The sequence below is a fragment of the Puniceibacterium confluentis genome (assembly GCF_007923445.1).
Taxonomy (GTDB): Bacteria; Pseudomonadota; Alphaproteobacteria; order Rhodobacterales; family Rhodobacteraceae; genus Puniceibacterium; species Puniceibacterium confluentis.
In genome coordinates, this window is record NZ_VOJI01000031.1 from 1 (window position 1) to 13,020 (window position 13,020).

Consider the following 13,020-nt stretch of genomic DNA (forward strand, 5'->3'; position numbering starts at 1 on the left):
AGCGATGCGTTGTAGCTGGACCAGTTCGTCGTGCGATAGCGGATGGGAGATGGCTTGCTCATACCGCGCGTCTAACGCCATGGATTCACGAAGTGAATCCTCCGTCGTCAGACTTGTGCAACAACGCCCTCAAAACGCTTCCTTGGAAAGCAAGGGACTTACCACTACACAACGCTCGCTCAGATGCGCCCCGCATGGCCGATTGAGCTTTCGACGAAAAGCCCGGGAAACTCGTGGCGCCCCCTGTGGAGAGCGCCACTTGGTTGTTACTTCGACGCGGGGAAGATGCTCTTGGATATCACGCCGTGTACGCCCCAGTTTCCGTCGACAACCTGAGTCACGCCGAAATCTGCCGCCACCGACATGAGCGACACCGCCTCGTCCTCGCCAAGACCTTTCGCGGTCATCAGGAAGTGGCGCATTTTGCGGAAGGCGTCCCGCATCGCAGTGTCGATGGACGACTTGGAATAGATGTCGGACTGCGCGGCCTCGCCCAACTCTGTCAGGTAATTGGCATAGCTGAATCCGTGCACCACCCATTCGCTGTCCGTCTCCAGTAGCGGATAGTCCAGACCTTGCAAAATGGTGCCCTGTTGGGCTGCGGCCTTGTGCAGCACAACCTGCACCAGCCCGGTCATCGAGGTTTCGATGGCCGTGCCTGCCAGTTCGGAGTCACCCTGAGCGGCATGCGGGTCGCCTGCGCTCAGCAGCGCACCCGGCACGGCGACGGGGTAATACATGGTTCCACCCTTGCCGATCCGCCAGTTGTCTATGTTTCCGCCGAAATAGGACGGCGGAACAGAGTCGACAAAATCGGCTTCGGCAGGCGCAACGCCCATCGTTCCGAAATGCATGCGGATGGGAATGCGCACGCCGTCAAGCGTCGGCAGTTTCTCGACCGTGTCATGGTCGACCGGGACGCCGGGATAGTCGATCGTCTCGTGGACAACTCCAAAGGGGTCGGTCTGGGGGGTCCACTGAAACTTGTAGACCGCGTTTGCCCAGGTGCGCTCGCCCGAGGGATCGATTTCGAAGATCGTGATAACCTCTCGCCCCTTTGGCTCTTCGATCATGTCGTTGTAGTGAAACCCCCACCAGGCCGCTGCGTTCGATCCGAACGTCCTGCCCGCATACTCGGGGTTGCCCGAAGGTCGCGGCGCCATGTCGAGAATGCGCACCTCGAGGACATCGCCGGGTTCAGCGCCGCAGACATACACCGGGCCTGTCAGAATATGGACGCCGAATCCTTCACCCGCGCCACGACCGTAGACGGATGCGTCCATCGGTCCTGCGCCGCGGCGATCCACCCCCTTGGTTCCCGCGTCCCATGCGAACACGCTTTCCGCTCCGGGATCACCGGCAACCATCCGGGACGCGTCGTCGTTCGCGTGGTGGGTCAAGGTCTCCAGCGTGACATAGTCGCCGGAATGAACATAGGCCTGCGGGGCGCGATCCTTGCTGAAATAGCCCCAGTGCACCGTTTCGGAATTGGCGGGAATCAAATGGTGGGTCGGCACGGAAGCTGCCTCGCCGCATCCCTCCTGTGCACTGACCGAGCCTGCGGCAAGCAATGCTGCCATCGTCAGGCCATATGTTCGTTTTCCGAAGCTGTTGCCGCGTAAGTTGTTGAAATGCATTCCGCACGCCTCTGGTAAGGATGTTAAAACGACTCGGACAATCCGGGTGCCGACAAAACCTGTCACGTCGGGATTGCCGTGATTTCACCGGCGGTCGATTGAATCGAGGCGTGTCGATGAAAAAACCCGCAACCTTGCAGCCTGATGCAGCGCTTTTGATACAAGTCAGCGGACTTATCTCGGCGCCATCGCCCGGCGCGCCGGCGCGTCGCACAGCTCGGGGCATTGATGTAAAACCGCGTCTGCGGTGGATTCACCACATGAGTCCATGCGGCTGGAGGGGCGGCATGACCGGGCCCGGACCCGCCCGCTAAAGCACGACGCGCCGGTCCGGCGACGGTCAAGCGCTTTGGCCCGTGCAGGAGTGGACGTGGCACAGGCCGCAAGTCGGCTGACAGGGCCGGTCGCCGGTCATCGCGAACGCAGCGGTCGGGGTCCTGTTTCAGCTGCCGCTCAGGCAGACCACCAGAACGGTCGCCTGCCTGCCGCGACTGGCAGGGCTGGCCGGTCGCGGATGCTGCATGCCGTGCCGCAGGCAGATGACGCTGAAGGTTCAGCCCCCTATCGCCGTGTCGCCGGTCCACCGACCCTTCCGGCGGACGGCACCGGCACCAAGTTTGCAGGCGACGGCGATTGGCGGGGCGGACGGCAGGGTTTCAGGGACCGTTCAGAACTCGACGCCTGGCTGGGCAGCAATGCCCTGCTTGCGGAAAGGGTGTTTGATCTCTTGCATCTCGGTCACCAGGTCGGCAATTTCGATCAGCCGGTCGGGCGCATTGCGGCCCGTGATGACCACATGCGTCATCTCGGGCTTTTCGGTCAGCAGGAAGTCGGCGATTTCAGCGGCATCCAGGTAATCGTAGCGAAGCGCGATGTTCAGCTCGTCCAGCAGCACCATGCGGTTCAATGGATCGCGGATCAGCTCTTTGGCCTTTTCCCAGGCGCGCCGGGCCGCAGCGATATCCCGTTCGCGGTCCTGCGTGTCCCAGGTGAATCCCTCGCCCATCACATGCACCTGACAGATGTCGGCGAACCGTTCCTTGAGCAGTTCGCGGTCGGCCGAGTGCATCGACCCCTTGATGAACTGCACGACCGCACAGGGAAAGCCGTGACCGATGCAGCGCAGGATCATGCCAAATCCGGAACTGCTTTTGCCTTTGCCATTGCCGGTGTGAACAATGATCAGCCCCTTGGTCCTGGTCTTCTTGGCCATCATTTTCTTGCGCGCGGACTGGACCCTGGCCATGCGTTCGGCGTGCCGGGCGTTGTCGTCTGAAGTCTGTTCGGTCACGGGTTCTTCCTGCTGGTGAGGGCTGCGCGGGCGTCTGCGACGTCCTGGACCGCGCGCAGCGTGAGGGGGGTGCCGCAGACCCAGTCGGAGGTGCTGAAGATCACCCTGTTGTCCTGGGCGTAGTGCGACAGCACCGGGTGAAACGCGGTGTCTTCGGACCGGGAATGCCCGCCATAGCGCGGTGACGAGATAAGGACATCGGGCGCCTGCTGGACAAGCTGTTCCAGATCCAGCCGACCGCCGCCGGTCATGCCCAGTTCCTGCGTCAGATTGCGGAATCCTCCGGTGGTGACGATGTCATGGCTCAGCGTGTCGGCGCCCAGCGAATAGCCGTTGGGGTAATAGAAGGCCGCGACCGGCGCGTCCGGACCGGCCCGCGAGGCCGCCTGCAACCGGGCTTCGACCCCGCTCGCCAGGGCCTCGGCGCGGCCAGTCTGCTGCAACAGCCCACCCATCGTCCGGATCTGTTCCGGAATTTCCGCCAGCGACGTGGTGATCGCGAACTGCTCGACCACAACGCCCATCGCCCGCAACATGTCCAGGGTTGCCCGTTCTGAATAGCGTCCGGCAACCAGAACGTCGGGGGCCGAGAGAAAAATCTCTTCGGCCCGCCCACTGTTGCGCGGATAGGACCGCGCCTGCTGTGCCAGCGAGGACGAGCGCGGATCGTCGGACAGACGGCTGAGCGAGACGATCTGTTCCGGATCCGCCAGCAACAGGACCAACTGATCCGTGCAGAGGTTCATCGACACCACGCGCGGCAATTCCCCGGCCAGACCCGCCACCGGCATCGCTCCCAGCCATCCGGCCAGGAGCGTCCGCCACAACCGCCTAGAAATCGGTGCGGATACCGACATAAAGCGCCCTTTCGGAGGTGTTGTAGCCGCGCACTGTCTCATACTCCTCGTCCGTCAGGTTGCGCACCGTGGCATAGGCCTGGGTCCGGTCGCTGAGATCGTAGCGTGCCGTAAGGTCCACCAGCGTATAGTCGTCCAGTGGCGTCGGCATGCCGAATCCGTCGAGAATATCCGCCACGCGGGTGACTGTCAGCCCGGTCGAGACACGGTCGGTCACTTCCAGATCTGCCGACAGGGACAGTTCGTGACGCGGCACACGGGTCAGACGATCGCCATCGGTTTCAGCAAGCGTATAGGTGTAGTTGCCGGACAGGCTCAGCCGGTCCGAGACGGGGTAGGCTGCGGACAGTTCGACCCCCTTGGACACGGTGGTCCCGGGCACCTGGGCATAGCCGCCACTGGCAAAGTCGTATTGGATCAGGTTGTCGATCTCGATGTAAAAGGCGGTGGCGCGCAGCGTGCCGGCCTGCCCGATCTGCTGTTCGACACCAAGATCGAAACTGCGGCTGGTCTCGGATTCCAGATCCGTTCCGGCATAGGGGCCAAAGCGTTCATAGAGTGACGGCGCCCGGTAGCCGGTGCCGAACGAGCTGCGCACCGTCGTCGCCCCCGTGGCCCGCCAGGCCAGCGCTGCCCGGCCGGAAAACGCGCCGTCAAAATCCGAATAGTCGTCATAGCGCAGCGTCGCGGAAATTTCCAGATCGTCGCGCGGGGCAAGCTTGACTTCACCGAAGGCGGCAGCGTTCGAGGCGTCGAAATCGCTGCCGTCCAGCGCCGCGCGCTCTTCGGTCCAGTCCAGACCAAAGGCCAGTTCCGCCATCGGCGACAGGGTCACCCGACCCAGGTAGGCCGCCTTCAGCCGTTCGCCGATGAATTCCTTGGTATAGCCGCCCGCGTCGTAGCGGTCGCTGCGAAAGCCGCTGAGCGAGACTTCGTGCAGCCACGCGCCACTGGCGAATTCGGCAAAGGCGCGCAGTCCCGAACGTTCTTCGACGGTGTCACCGCTGCTGTTGCTCGACGAGCGGTCGAATTCCGAGGTGCCATCCGACCACAACCCCGAGACACCGACACGCAGGGCATCGGTCAGCTGGTAGGCTGCAAACAGGTTGGCCGAGGTCTGCGCAAAACCGTCGTCTTCGTCATCGCTGTCGCGGGCCGAGAACCCGTCTGTTGTCACCCGGCTCAGGCTGAATGCCAGTTCGGCGCGGGCATCGCGGAATCCGACACTGCCGGTCGCGGTGCGGGTATTGAAACTGCCGTATTCAAGCGACGCGCGTCCCGAAACGCCATCGGCGTCCGGTCGCCAGGACTGTACGTCGATCATCCCGGCGATTGCGTCCGAGCCATAGATCGCCGACTGAGTGCCCTTGACCAGAGTGATCCGGTCCAGCGTGCCCGACGTCAGCGTGCCGAAATTGAAGCTGGTCTGCGTGCTCGAGGGATCGGTGACTTCGATCCCGTCAACGCGCACGCCAAGATAGCTGGCATCCAGTCCGCGCACCCGCACCGCGGCCCGCGTACCCAGGCCGCCATTGGCACTGACCGTCACGCCCGGAAGGGCCGCGAGGCTGTCGCCCACCGCAGACCCGCCCTGCCCCAGATCGTCGCTGTCCAGCAGGTCGATCGTTGCGCCTGTGGCATCCAGCGTCGTGGGCAGCAGGCCGCCGTAGACCGTGATCGGGTCGAGGTCGATCACCGCGCCCGACTGCGCCGCGATCTGCGACGGCATCAGCGCGGCCGAGCACAGGAGAATATGTCTGATAGAGTTTTTCAAAAGGTTGTTCCAAGCCAGATGTCCGGCCAATGGCCGGCAAGGTTTTCGGTTTTATCTGGAGTGGGAGATCCCGCCCGCAGATGGTGAACGACACCACTGCGGAAACTTCCGCCGCCCTGACGCGCCCCGCGCCCGGACCGGGTGTTCGCTTCTGGCAGGTCTCCTGACTTGCGGGTCAACGCTTGGCTGGCCTTCCCGACCGGTGTCCCGGCAGTGGCATGTTCAGCTTCGCTCGCCGCTCACAGTTGCGGGGGCAGTCGTGGAATTCCCGAATGGGGCACCACGTTCCCTTTTCACCGGACAGCCAACACAGGTTGGACGCCCAGACCGAAAGCCCCCCGTTACAACCACTCCGGGCGGGTGGCGTCAATAGGGCAAACGGCCTACCTTCGACGGAAGTCTAAGCCCTCGCCGCTGTCAGGGCAGAGGCAAGCCGGGACCAGCCGGACGCATCGGGCGGCAGCCCAAGGCGGATCCAGTGACGCGAATAGGGAAAGATCCGGCTCCAGATCCTCTGCCCGGCGAGCGTGGCCTGCGCCTCTCCGGCATCGGGCGTGTGATAGGTGCGAAACAGCGGTGTCCCGCCAACCACCTGCCAGCCTGCCGCCTGCGCCAGGGCATCCAGCCGTGTGGCATCCGCGCGCAACCTGGTGGTGGTGCGCTGCGCCCAGCCGGTGTCTTGCAGGGCCCGCACCGCCACGGTGACGGCCAGACCCGACACCGGCCAGGGACCGATCCTGTCGCGCAGCTGCGTCGCCATCCCGGGCGCGCAGAGCGCAAAGCCAAGGCGCAGACCGGCAAGCCCGTAGAATTTGCCGAACGAGCGCAGGACAATCAGGTTCGCCGGCACAGGCCCGGCAAGGCTGGCAACGGACAGCGCCGGGTCCGGATCGACAAAGCTTTCGTCGACGACCAGCACCCCCACCCGGTCTGCCAGCTGCCGCAAGGCCTGGGGCGCATGGCGCCGGCCGTCCGGATTGTTGGGGTTGACCACCACGGCAAGATCGCTGCCGCCCAGCCCGGCAATGTCCCTGCAATCCGCAACCTGCCATCCGGCGGCCCGCAGCGCCGCGGCGTGTTCATTGTAGGTCGGCGTCAGGACAGCCGCCTGCCCCGGCGCCCGCAGCAGCGGCACCAACTGGATCGCCGCCTGCGCCCCCGCCGTCGCCACGACCTCGAGATTCGTGGCGTAGCGCTGCGCAGCGGCCCGCTCCAGCCGGGTCAGGCTGCTGCGTTCCGGCAGACGGGTCCAGGCCTCGGCGGGCAGCGGTCCGACCGGATAGGGCACCGGGTTGATCCCGGTGGACAGGTCCAGCCAATCCGAACTGTCGCCGCCATAGCGGGCCGCCGCCGCCTGCAAATCCCCGCCATGATCCCGCATCCCGTCGCCCCTATACCAGCGCAATCAGCGCGATTCCGCAGACCAGGACAAACATTGCTCGCCGGTACAGCACAAGCCCCCGCCGCAGGTCCGCTGCCTGCGGATCCGGGGCGCCGGGATTGAGCCAGGCCTCTTCGGCCACACGGCTGGCATAGATGCGCGGCCCGGACAGGCGTACGCCCAGCGCCCCGGCCATCGCGGCCTCGGGCCAGCCGGCGTTGGGCGAGCGGTGCTGGCGCGCATCGCGCAGCATCACCGAGGCCGACCGGCGTATCCGGCTCGACGCCAACGCAAACAGCAAACCGGTCAGTCGGGCCGGAAGCAGATTCACCAGATCGTCCAGTCGGGCCGCCACCATCCCGAAACTTTCGTAGCGCTGCGTGCGATGCCCGATCATCGAATCGAGCGTGTTGATCGCCTTGTAGCCCACCAGCCCGGGCAATCCGAACACCAGCCCCCAGAACACCGGCGCGACAACGCCGTCCGAGGCATTTTCCGCCAGGCTTTCCAGAGCAGCGCGCGCAATCCCGGCCTCGTCCAGCGCGCTCGGATCCCGGCCCACGATCATGGCCACCGCCGCGCGGGCCGCCGCAGTATCCCCCTCCCGCAGCGGCCGCGCCACCGCCGCCACGTGATCAAACAGCGATCTCGGGGCAAGAAACGGCCAGGCAAGCCCTGCCGCCAGAACCATGCCGATCCATCCGCCGGGCAAGAGTTGGCCCACCAGCCAGGTCGCCGACACGCAGAGGCCCAGCACAGTGGCAACCGTCGCGGCGCCGCGCATGTGCTGCACCGCTGCCGCGTCAGCGGGGCGGTTCAACGCCGCCTCGAGCCGCGCTATAAGCCATCCGATCCAGGTCACCGGGTGACCGATCCTGCGAAACAGCGCCGCAGGCCAGCCGAGCGCGGCTTCGATCAGAAACCCCAATAGCAGCGCAGCGGCAAAGCTCATCCGTTGCGTCCCGTCCGAAATGAAAACACCCCGGTCAGCCCGGCCTGCTCCAGCACCGCGCCCGCACCCGCAGGCACCGCGCCCGGCGCAAAAATCAGCGCGCGGGCCGATCCCGTATGCGCCCGGGCATGGCCCAGAGCGCCGAGCGTGCGGGCGAGATCCGGCACCGGATCCGGCACCGGTCCGCGCAGCCCCGTGGTCCGGCAGGCCGCTTCCGACGCCAGGGCCGCCAGCCGCGCCAGGTCCCCCGCGCCGGAGGCCTCCCGCCAGGCCGCCACAAGATCCGAGATATCGGCAAACCGCTGATCGGCAGCCACCGTCGGCACCGGGGCGCCAAGATAACCGCCCAGAATGTCACAGCACGGCGGCGGCGGCAGGTGGTCCAGCACCACACCCTGTCTCGACGCCCAGAGCACCGAGTCCGGTTGCGGCAACATCAGCGGATCGCTGGCCCCCTCCACCGCCAGACAGGCGGCGGGCAGCCGCGCCTCATCAGCGCCGACGCTGCGGGCCAGCGCCACCAGCGCCGCCGTCGAGGCCCCGGCCCCGGCCCCGGGCGGAGCGTTTCCCGCAAGGCGAAAGATGCCGCTGGCCGGTTTGCCAAGGCAGCGCAGCAAGTCGCGCAACTGTGGCAATGTCACGGCGCCCGGGGTGGCATGATGCAGCTCCAGATCCGGCGACGGCGCATGGTCGGCATCCACATGGATGTCCGCGCAGGCGAGCGTCACCAGAACCACCGGGCCTTCCGGTCCAAGCCGCCCCTGCAGCCACTCGCCGAAATGGCTTGTGACGCGATGGCTCAGGGATGCGGGCGGCAGCGCCTTGAGGGTCGTTCGCATGGTGTCTCCGGAGCAGAGTGCCGCCAGTTGGCGGAGCGCCCCCTGCATAGCCATCCTGCGCCGGGCGGCAACCGGCGAGCACATTTTTCTGCCGGTGCCGGCCCGGTCAGAGAGCCCCGCGACCGCAACTGAGGACAGCAGCCCCGAAGACCCGACTGACGCGTCCCCGGAACCCGGCCCGCCCGCGCGGCCCGGCTCCTCCCCGCGCGTTCAGCGGTAAAGTCCGGCCGAGCGGGCACGCAACTGCACCAGCGCCAGCACCGTGTCGATGGTCGGCGTCGGCGTTTCGGTCACCCGACCCAGCTCCTGTACCGAGCCGACCAGCGCGTCAATCTCCAGCGGGCGGCCCAGGTCCAGATCCTGCAGCATCGACGTCCGGTGCGCGCCCACCGCGGCGCCACCGTCGATCCGCCGCTCGACATCAATGGGGAATTTCACCCCCAGCTTTTCCGCCACCTGCTGCGCTTCGAGCATCATCCCGCGCGCCACCGCCCGGGTGCCGGTGTCGGTGCACAGCACATCCAGCGTCGCATGGGTCAGCGCCGAAATCGGATTGAACGACAGGTTGCCCCAGAGCTTGACCCAGATCTCGTCACGCAGCCGGGGACGCACCGGCGCCTTCAGCCCGGCTTCGGACAGCGCTGCCGACAGCGCCAGCGCCCGCTCTGACTTCGAGCCGTCGGGCTCGCCCAGCGAAAACCGGTTGCCCTCGATATGCTTGATCACCCCGGGCGCAATCACTTCGGCCGCCGGATAGACCACACAGCCCAGCACCCGGTCCGGCCCAAAGCCGTCCCACTGCGCGTTGCCGGGGTCGACCGACGCCAGCCGCGTGCCTTCGTAGGCGCCGCCGATCTTGTGGAAATACCACCAGGGCACGCCATTCACGCCACTGACGATCGTGGTCCCTGGCCCGATCAGCGGCTGCATCCTCGGCACCACCGGCGGAACCGAATGTGCCTTGAGGGTGACAATCACATAATCCTGCACCCCGAGTTCCGCCGGATCCTCCGCCGCCCGCACCCTGGCGGTCGTCTCCTGTCCTGCCTCCTCGATCAGCGTCAGGCCCCGGTCCTGCATCGCGGCCAGTTGCGGTCCGCGCGCAACCAGGCTGACATCCGCCCCGGCCTGCGCCAGCTTGACCCCCATATAGCCGCCGATGGCGCCCGCTCCGAACACACAGATCTTCATGCCGTCATTCCCCGCGCCACGGCATGATCAGCCGTGCGTCCCCTGTTTCTTCTCTTTCCAAATACTCATCACTCCGACGCCTGCAACCCGGTGCGGCGCCGGGGCCGCGTCAGGCGTCCGCCACCAGCCCCAGCTTCTCGGCCAGACCGATGCGCTGCATCTTGCCGGTCGCGCCCTTGGGAATTTCATCCAGCAGGATCACCCTGCGCGGCACCTTGAAATCCGCCATGCGCTGCGCCGCAAAATCGCGGATCTCCCGCTCGTCGGCCGTCGCCCCCTCGCGCAACACCACCGCCGCGGCGACCTCCTCGCCCAGTTTCGGATGCGGCAGGGCAAAGGTCACAACCTGGGCGATGGCCGGGTGATCCATCAACACGCCATCCACCTCCAGCGGCGAGATCTTTTCGCCGCCCCGGTTGATGATCTCCTTCAGGCGTCCGGTCAGGTGCAGAAAGCCATCGGCATCGATCTGTCCCTGATCCCCGGTGCGGAACCAGCGCTTGCCGCCTGCCTCAAAGAAATTCTTGGCATTGGCGTCTGGATTGCCCTCGTAGCCGGGGGTGACATTGGCGCCGGAAATCACCACCTCGCCGGTGCCGTCGATGATGCGGTCGCTGGTTTCGTCCGCCACCGCCACCTCCGGCCCCGCGGCCTTGCCGACCGAGCCGGGCTTCTGCCGCTCGAAGGGGTTGCAGCACATCTGATGCGCGGCTTCGGTCATGCCGTAGGCCTCGATCACCGGGGCCGAGAACACCGCGTTCAGCTGGACCATGACCTGTGCCGGCAAGGAGGCCGACGAGGAGCGCAGGAACCGCAGCGGCACCGCCTTGATCGTGTCCTGATTGCGCGCCGCCCGGGACAGGATCGCCTGGTGCATCGTCGGAACGGCGGTGTACCAGCTGGGCCGCGCCTCCTGCATCCAGGCAAAGAACTGCAGGGCATTGAAGCCGGGCGCGCACCAGATCGACCCGCCCGCGGCGAGCGATGCCGACACCGCAGCCAGCAGGCCGTGAATGTGGAACAGCGGCATCACGTTCAGACAGCGGTCGGCGGCGCCAAGCCCCAGCGATGCACCGATATTGCGCGCTGAAGCAGCGACGTTGGATTGCAGCAGCGGCACGATCTTCGGGCGCGATGTGGTGCCCGAGGTGTGCAGGATCAGGGCCACATCGCTTTCCTGCGCCGGGCCCGCGTCACCGAGTTCGGTGGGGGCCTGGTCAGCGCTCAGGGTGAACTGCCCGGCTGCGGCGCCCGGCGCGACGCCGACGCGCAGAACCGCCAGGCCAAGCGTGCGCGCTGCCGCCAGCGCCGGGCCGTCGTAACCGGCCTCGACCACCAGCGCCCGCGCCTTCAGATCCTCGAGATAAAAGGCATATTCCTCTTCGCGGTAGGCCGGGTTCAACGGCGCGGTGGTGGCGGTCTGGGCGATCGTGACAAAGGCGGTCGCCATTTCAGGCCCGTTGGGCAGCACGATCGCCACCCGGTCTCCGCGTCCGATTCCAAACCCGTGCAGCGACCTGGCGACCGTTGTGGCCAGGTCCCGCAGCCCGCCATAGCTCAGCCAGTCCCGTCCCGGCGCACCGATTGCCGGCGCGGCGGCGTCATGGGGCGCAATAAGCTCGCTGAGAATGGTCATGTGATCTCCTTCCATGGTCCCGCGCCGCACCGGCGCCTTGCCGTTTTGCGCGATGATTGATCAAGTTCGCCGGAAAGAAAAGCCGCTCCGTCACTTTGGCGGTCCGGCAGTCGCCATGTCGCCCGCCGGGGCGCGGCTGCGCATGCGCCCCGAATATTTTGCAATAATTGGAGAGAAACCTTTACCAATTCTCTTGGCGCCGCTAGTTTTTGAGCACCATCCACGGGAGAGGATGGAAAAGCCGCCGAAAAAGCGGCATCTATCGGGAGGACGACATGACCAATCAGAACGTTTCGCGTCGCAAGGCGCTGGCTGGCATTGCCGGTCTGGGAGCCGCCGGTCTGGCTGCACCGCATGTGGCAACGGCGGCGGCACATGGAACCAACTGGAAGATCCAGACCAGCTGGCCGGGTGGAGCGGGCCTGCAGATCTTCAAGGACTGGTGCGGCACCATCCAGGAAAAGACCGGCGGTGAGCTGAGCTTTACCCCCTTCGGCGCCAATGACGTTGTCGGGGATTTCCAGCTGTTCGATGCCGTCAAGAATGGCGTTCTGGACGCCGTGAACCCCTTTACCATCTATGCCCAGGGCATCATTCCGGCGGCGACGTTCCTGACGTCCTATCCGCTGGGTCTGCGCAACCCGCATGAATTCGACGTCTTCTTCTATGGCCTTGGCGGTCTGGAAATCGCGCGCGAACTCTATGCGGCGCAGGGCATGTATTACATCGGCCCGGTGCAGCACGACGCCAACCTGATCCACTCCAAGGTGCCGATCCGCTCGATCGACGATTTCCGTGGCCGCAAGATGCGGATGCCCGGCGGCATGGTGGCCGAGGTCTTTACCGAGCTTGGCGCCGAAACCACGGTTCTGCCCGGCTCGGAAATCTTTCCGGCGCTGGAAAAGGGCACCATCGACGTGGCCGACTACACCGGGCCGGCGGTCAACTACGCGCTCGGCTTCAGCCAGGTGACGAAGTACATCATCATGGGCCCTCCGGGTTTCATGTCCGTCTATCAGCCGGTCGACCTCATGGATATCACCGTCAGCATGGGGTCCTGGGAGGCGCTGTCGCCAGAGATGAAGCAATTCATGGAGATGGAGACCAAAGCCTATTCCATCCATCATCATGCCGAGATCCAGAAGGCCAACCAGGAAGCCTGGCCAAAGTTCGAGGCAGACGGCACCGAGATCACCCGCCTCACGCAGGACGATGTCGAACTGATGACCGAAGTCGCCGTGCCGATCTGGTTCGACTACGCCAACCGCGACAAGGATGCGGCGCGGGTGTTCAAGATTCAGCTCGACTACATGATGTCCGGCTCGCTCGGGTATGTGACGCCCGAACTGATCGAAGGCCTGACGCTGGACCTGTGATCCGCGCCTGACCGACAGACCGGGCCTGCGCATTTCCCGCGCGGGCCCGTGTCGCGCCATATCTTCCTCACTCACCACATCACAAC

10 protein-coding genes and 1 riboswitch are annotated in these 13,020 nt (G+C 65.6%); of the genes, 1 reads left to right on the forward strand and 9 read right to left on the reverse strand.

The genetic code is table 11. From position 1 onward, the window contains the following. Positions 1–266: 266 nt before the first annotated feature. The 9 genes from FOY53_RS20125 to FOY53_RS20165 all read right to left on the reverse strand — a co-directional run bounded on the left by FOY53_RS20125 (position 267) and on the right by FOY53_RS20165 (position 11,558). Positions 267–1,580, reverse strand: coding sequence for an acetamidase/formamidase family protein (locus tag FOY53_RS20125; protein ID WP_246107491.1), 1,314 nt, complete (start codon positions 1,578–1,580; stop codon positions 267–269). A 724-nt stretch (positions 1,581–2,304) separates the two neighbouring features. Continuing rightward, complete coding sequence (gene cobO, locus FOY53_RS20130) at positions 2,305–2,928, reverse strand: cob(I)yrinic acid a,c-diamide adenosyltransferase (RefSeq protein ID WP_146592107.1); 624 nt, start codon at positions 2,926–2,928, stop codon at positions 2,305–2,307. Further along, positions 2,925–3,755 (reverse strand): ABC transporter substrate-binding protein, encoded by an 831-nt coding sequence (locus tag FOY53_RS20135; RefSeq protein WP_246107492.1) that lies wholly within the window; start codon positions 3,753–3,755, stop codon positions 2,925–2,927. Before FOY53_RS20135 ends, cobO begins: the two co-directional genes overlap by 4 nt. 4 nt (positions 3,756–3,759) lie before the next feature. Further along, positions 3,760–5,559, reverse strand: coding sequence for a TonB-dependent receptor plug domain-containing protein (locus FOY53_RS20140; RefSeq protein WP_146592108.1), 1,800 nt, complete (start codon positions 5,557–5,559; stop codon positions 3,760–3,762). A 136-nt stretch (positions 5,560–5,695) separates the two neighbouring features. Then, positions 5,696–5,906: riboswitch (cobalamin riboswitch) on the reverse strand. 53 nt (positions 5,907–5,959) lie between these two features. Further along, positions 5,960–6,940, reverse strand: a complete 981-nt coding sequence (gene cobD / locus FOY53_RS20145) for a threonine-phosphate decarboxylase CobD (protein WP_146592109.1) — start codon at positions 6,938–6,940, stop codon at positions 5,960–5,962. Between the two features lie 10 nt (positions 6,941–6,950). After that, entirely contained in the window at positions 6,951–7,892 is a 942-nt protein-coding gene (gene cbiB, locus FOY53_RS20150) for an adenosylcobinamide-phosphate synthase CbiB (protein ID WP_146592110.1), read from the reverse strand. Beyond that, the gene (locus FOY53_RS20155) at positions 7,889–8,731 is read right to left on the reverse strand and encodes a hypothetical protein (protein ID WP_146592111.1); all 843 of its coding nucleotides are present in this window, start codon (positions 8,729–8,731) and stop codon (positions 7,889–7,891) included. Before FOY53_RS20155 ends, cbiB begins: the two co-directional genes overlap by 4 nt. 210 nt (positions 8,732–8,941) lie before the next feature. After that, positions 8,942–9,922 carry a 2-dehydropantoate 2-reductase gene (locus FOY53_RS20160; protein WP_146592112.1) on the reverse strand — a complete coding sequence of 327 codons (981 nt, stop codon included), beginning with the start codon at positions 9,920–9,922 and terminating at the stop codon, positions 8,942–8,944. A 109-nt stretch (positions 9,923–10,031) separates the two neighbouring features. Next, positions 10,032–11,558: an acyl--CoA ligase gene (locus tag FOY53_RS20165; RefSeq protein ID WP_146592113.1), complete on the reverse strand. Its 1,527-nt coding sequence runs from the start codon at positions 11,556–11,558 to the stop codon at positions 10,032–10,034. A 275-nt stretch (positions 11,559–11,833) separates the two neighbouring features. Between FOY53_RS20165 and dctP the strand changes: the two genes are divergently transcribed. Next, complete coding sequence (dctP, locus tag FOY53_RS20170) at positions 11,834–12,934, forward strand: TRAP transporter substrate-binding protein DctP (RefSeq protein ID WP_146592114.1); 1,101 nt, start codon at positions 11,834–11,836, stop codon at positions 12,932–12,934. Positions 12,935–13,020: the final 86 nt, after the last annotated feature.

Excerpts from the sequence above, each read along its gene's own strand:
- cbiB (WP_146592110.1), bottom strand. The coding sequence starts at position 7,892 with ATGAGCTTTGCCGCTGCGCTGCTATTGGGGTTTCTGATCGAAGCCGCG.
- dctP (WP_146592114.1), top strand. The coding sequence starts at position 11,834 with ATGACCAATCAGAACGTTTCGCGTCGCAAGGCGCTGGCTGGCATTGCC.
- FOY53_RS20165 (WP_146592113.1), bottom strand. The coding sequence starts at position 11,558 with ATGACCATTCTCAGCGAGCTTATTGCGCCCCATGACGCCGCCGCGCCG.
- FOY53_RS20125 (WP_246107491.1), bottom strand. The coding sequence starts at position 1,580 with ATGGCAGCATTGCTTGCCGCAGGCTCGGTCAGTGCACAGGAGGGATGC.
- FOY53_RS20155 (WP_146592111.1), bottom strand. The coding sequence starts at position 8,731 with ATGCGAACGACCCTCAAGGCGCTGCCGCCCGCATCCCTGAGCCATCGC.
- FOY53_RS20160 (WP_146592112.1), bottom strand. The coding sequence starts at position 9,922 with ATGAAGATCTGTGTGTTCGGAGCGGGCGCCATCGGCGGCTATATGGGG.
- cobD (WP_146592109.1), bottom strand. The coding sequence starts at position 6,940 with ATGCGGGATCATGGCGGGGATTTGCAGGCGGCGGCGGCCCGCTATGGC.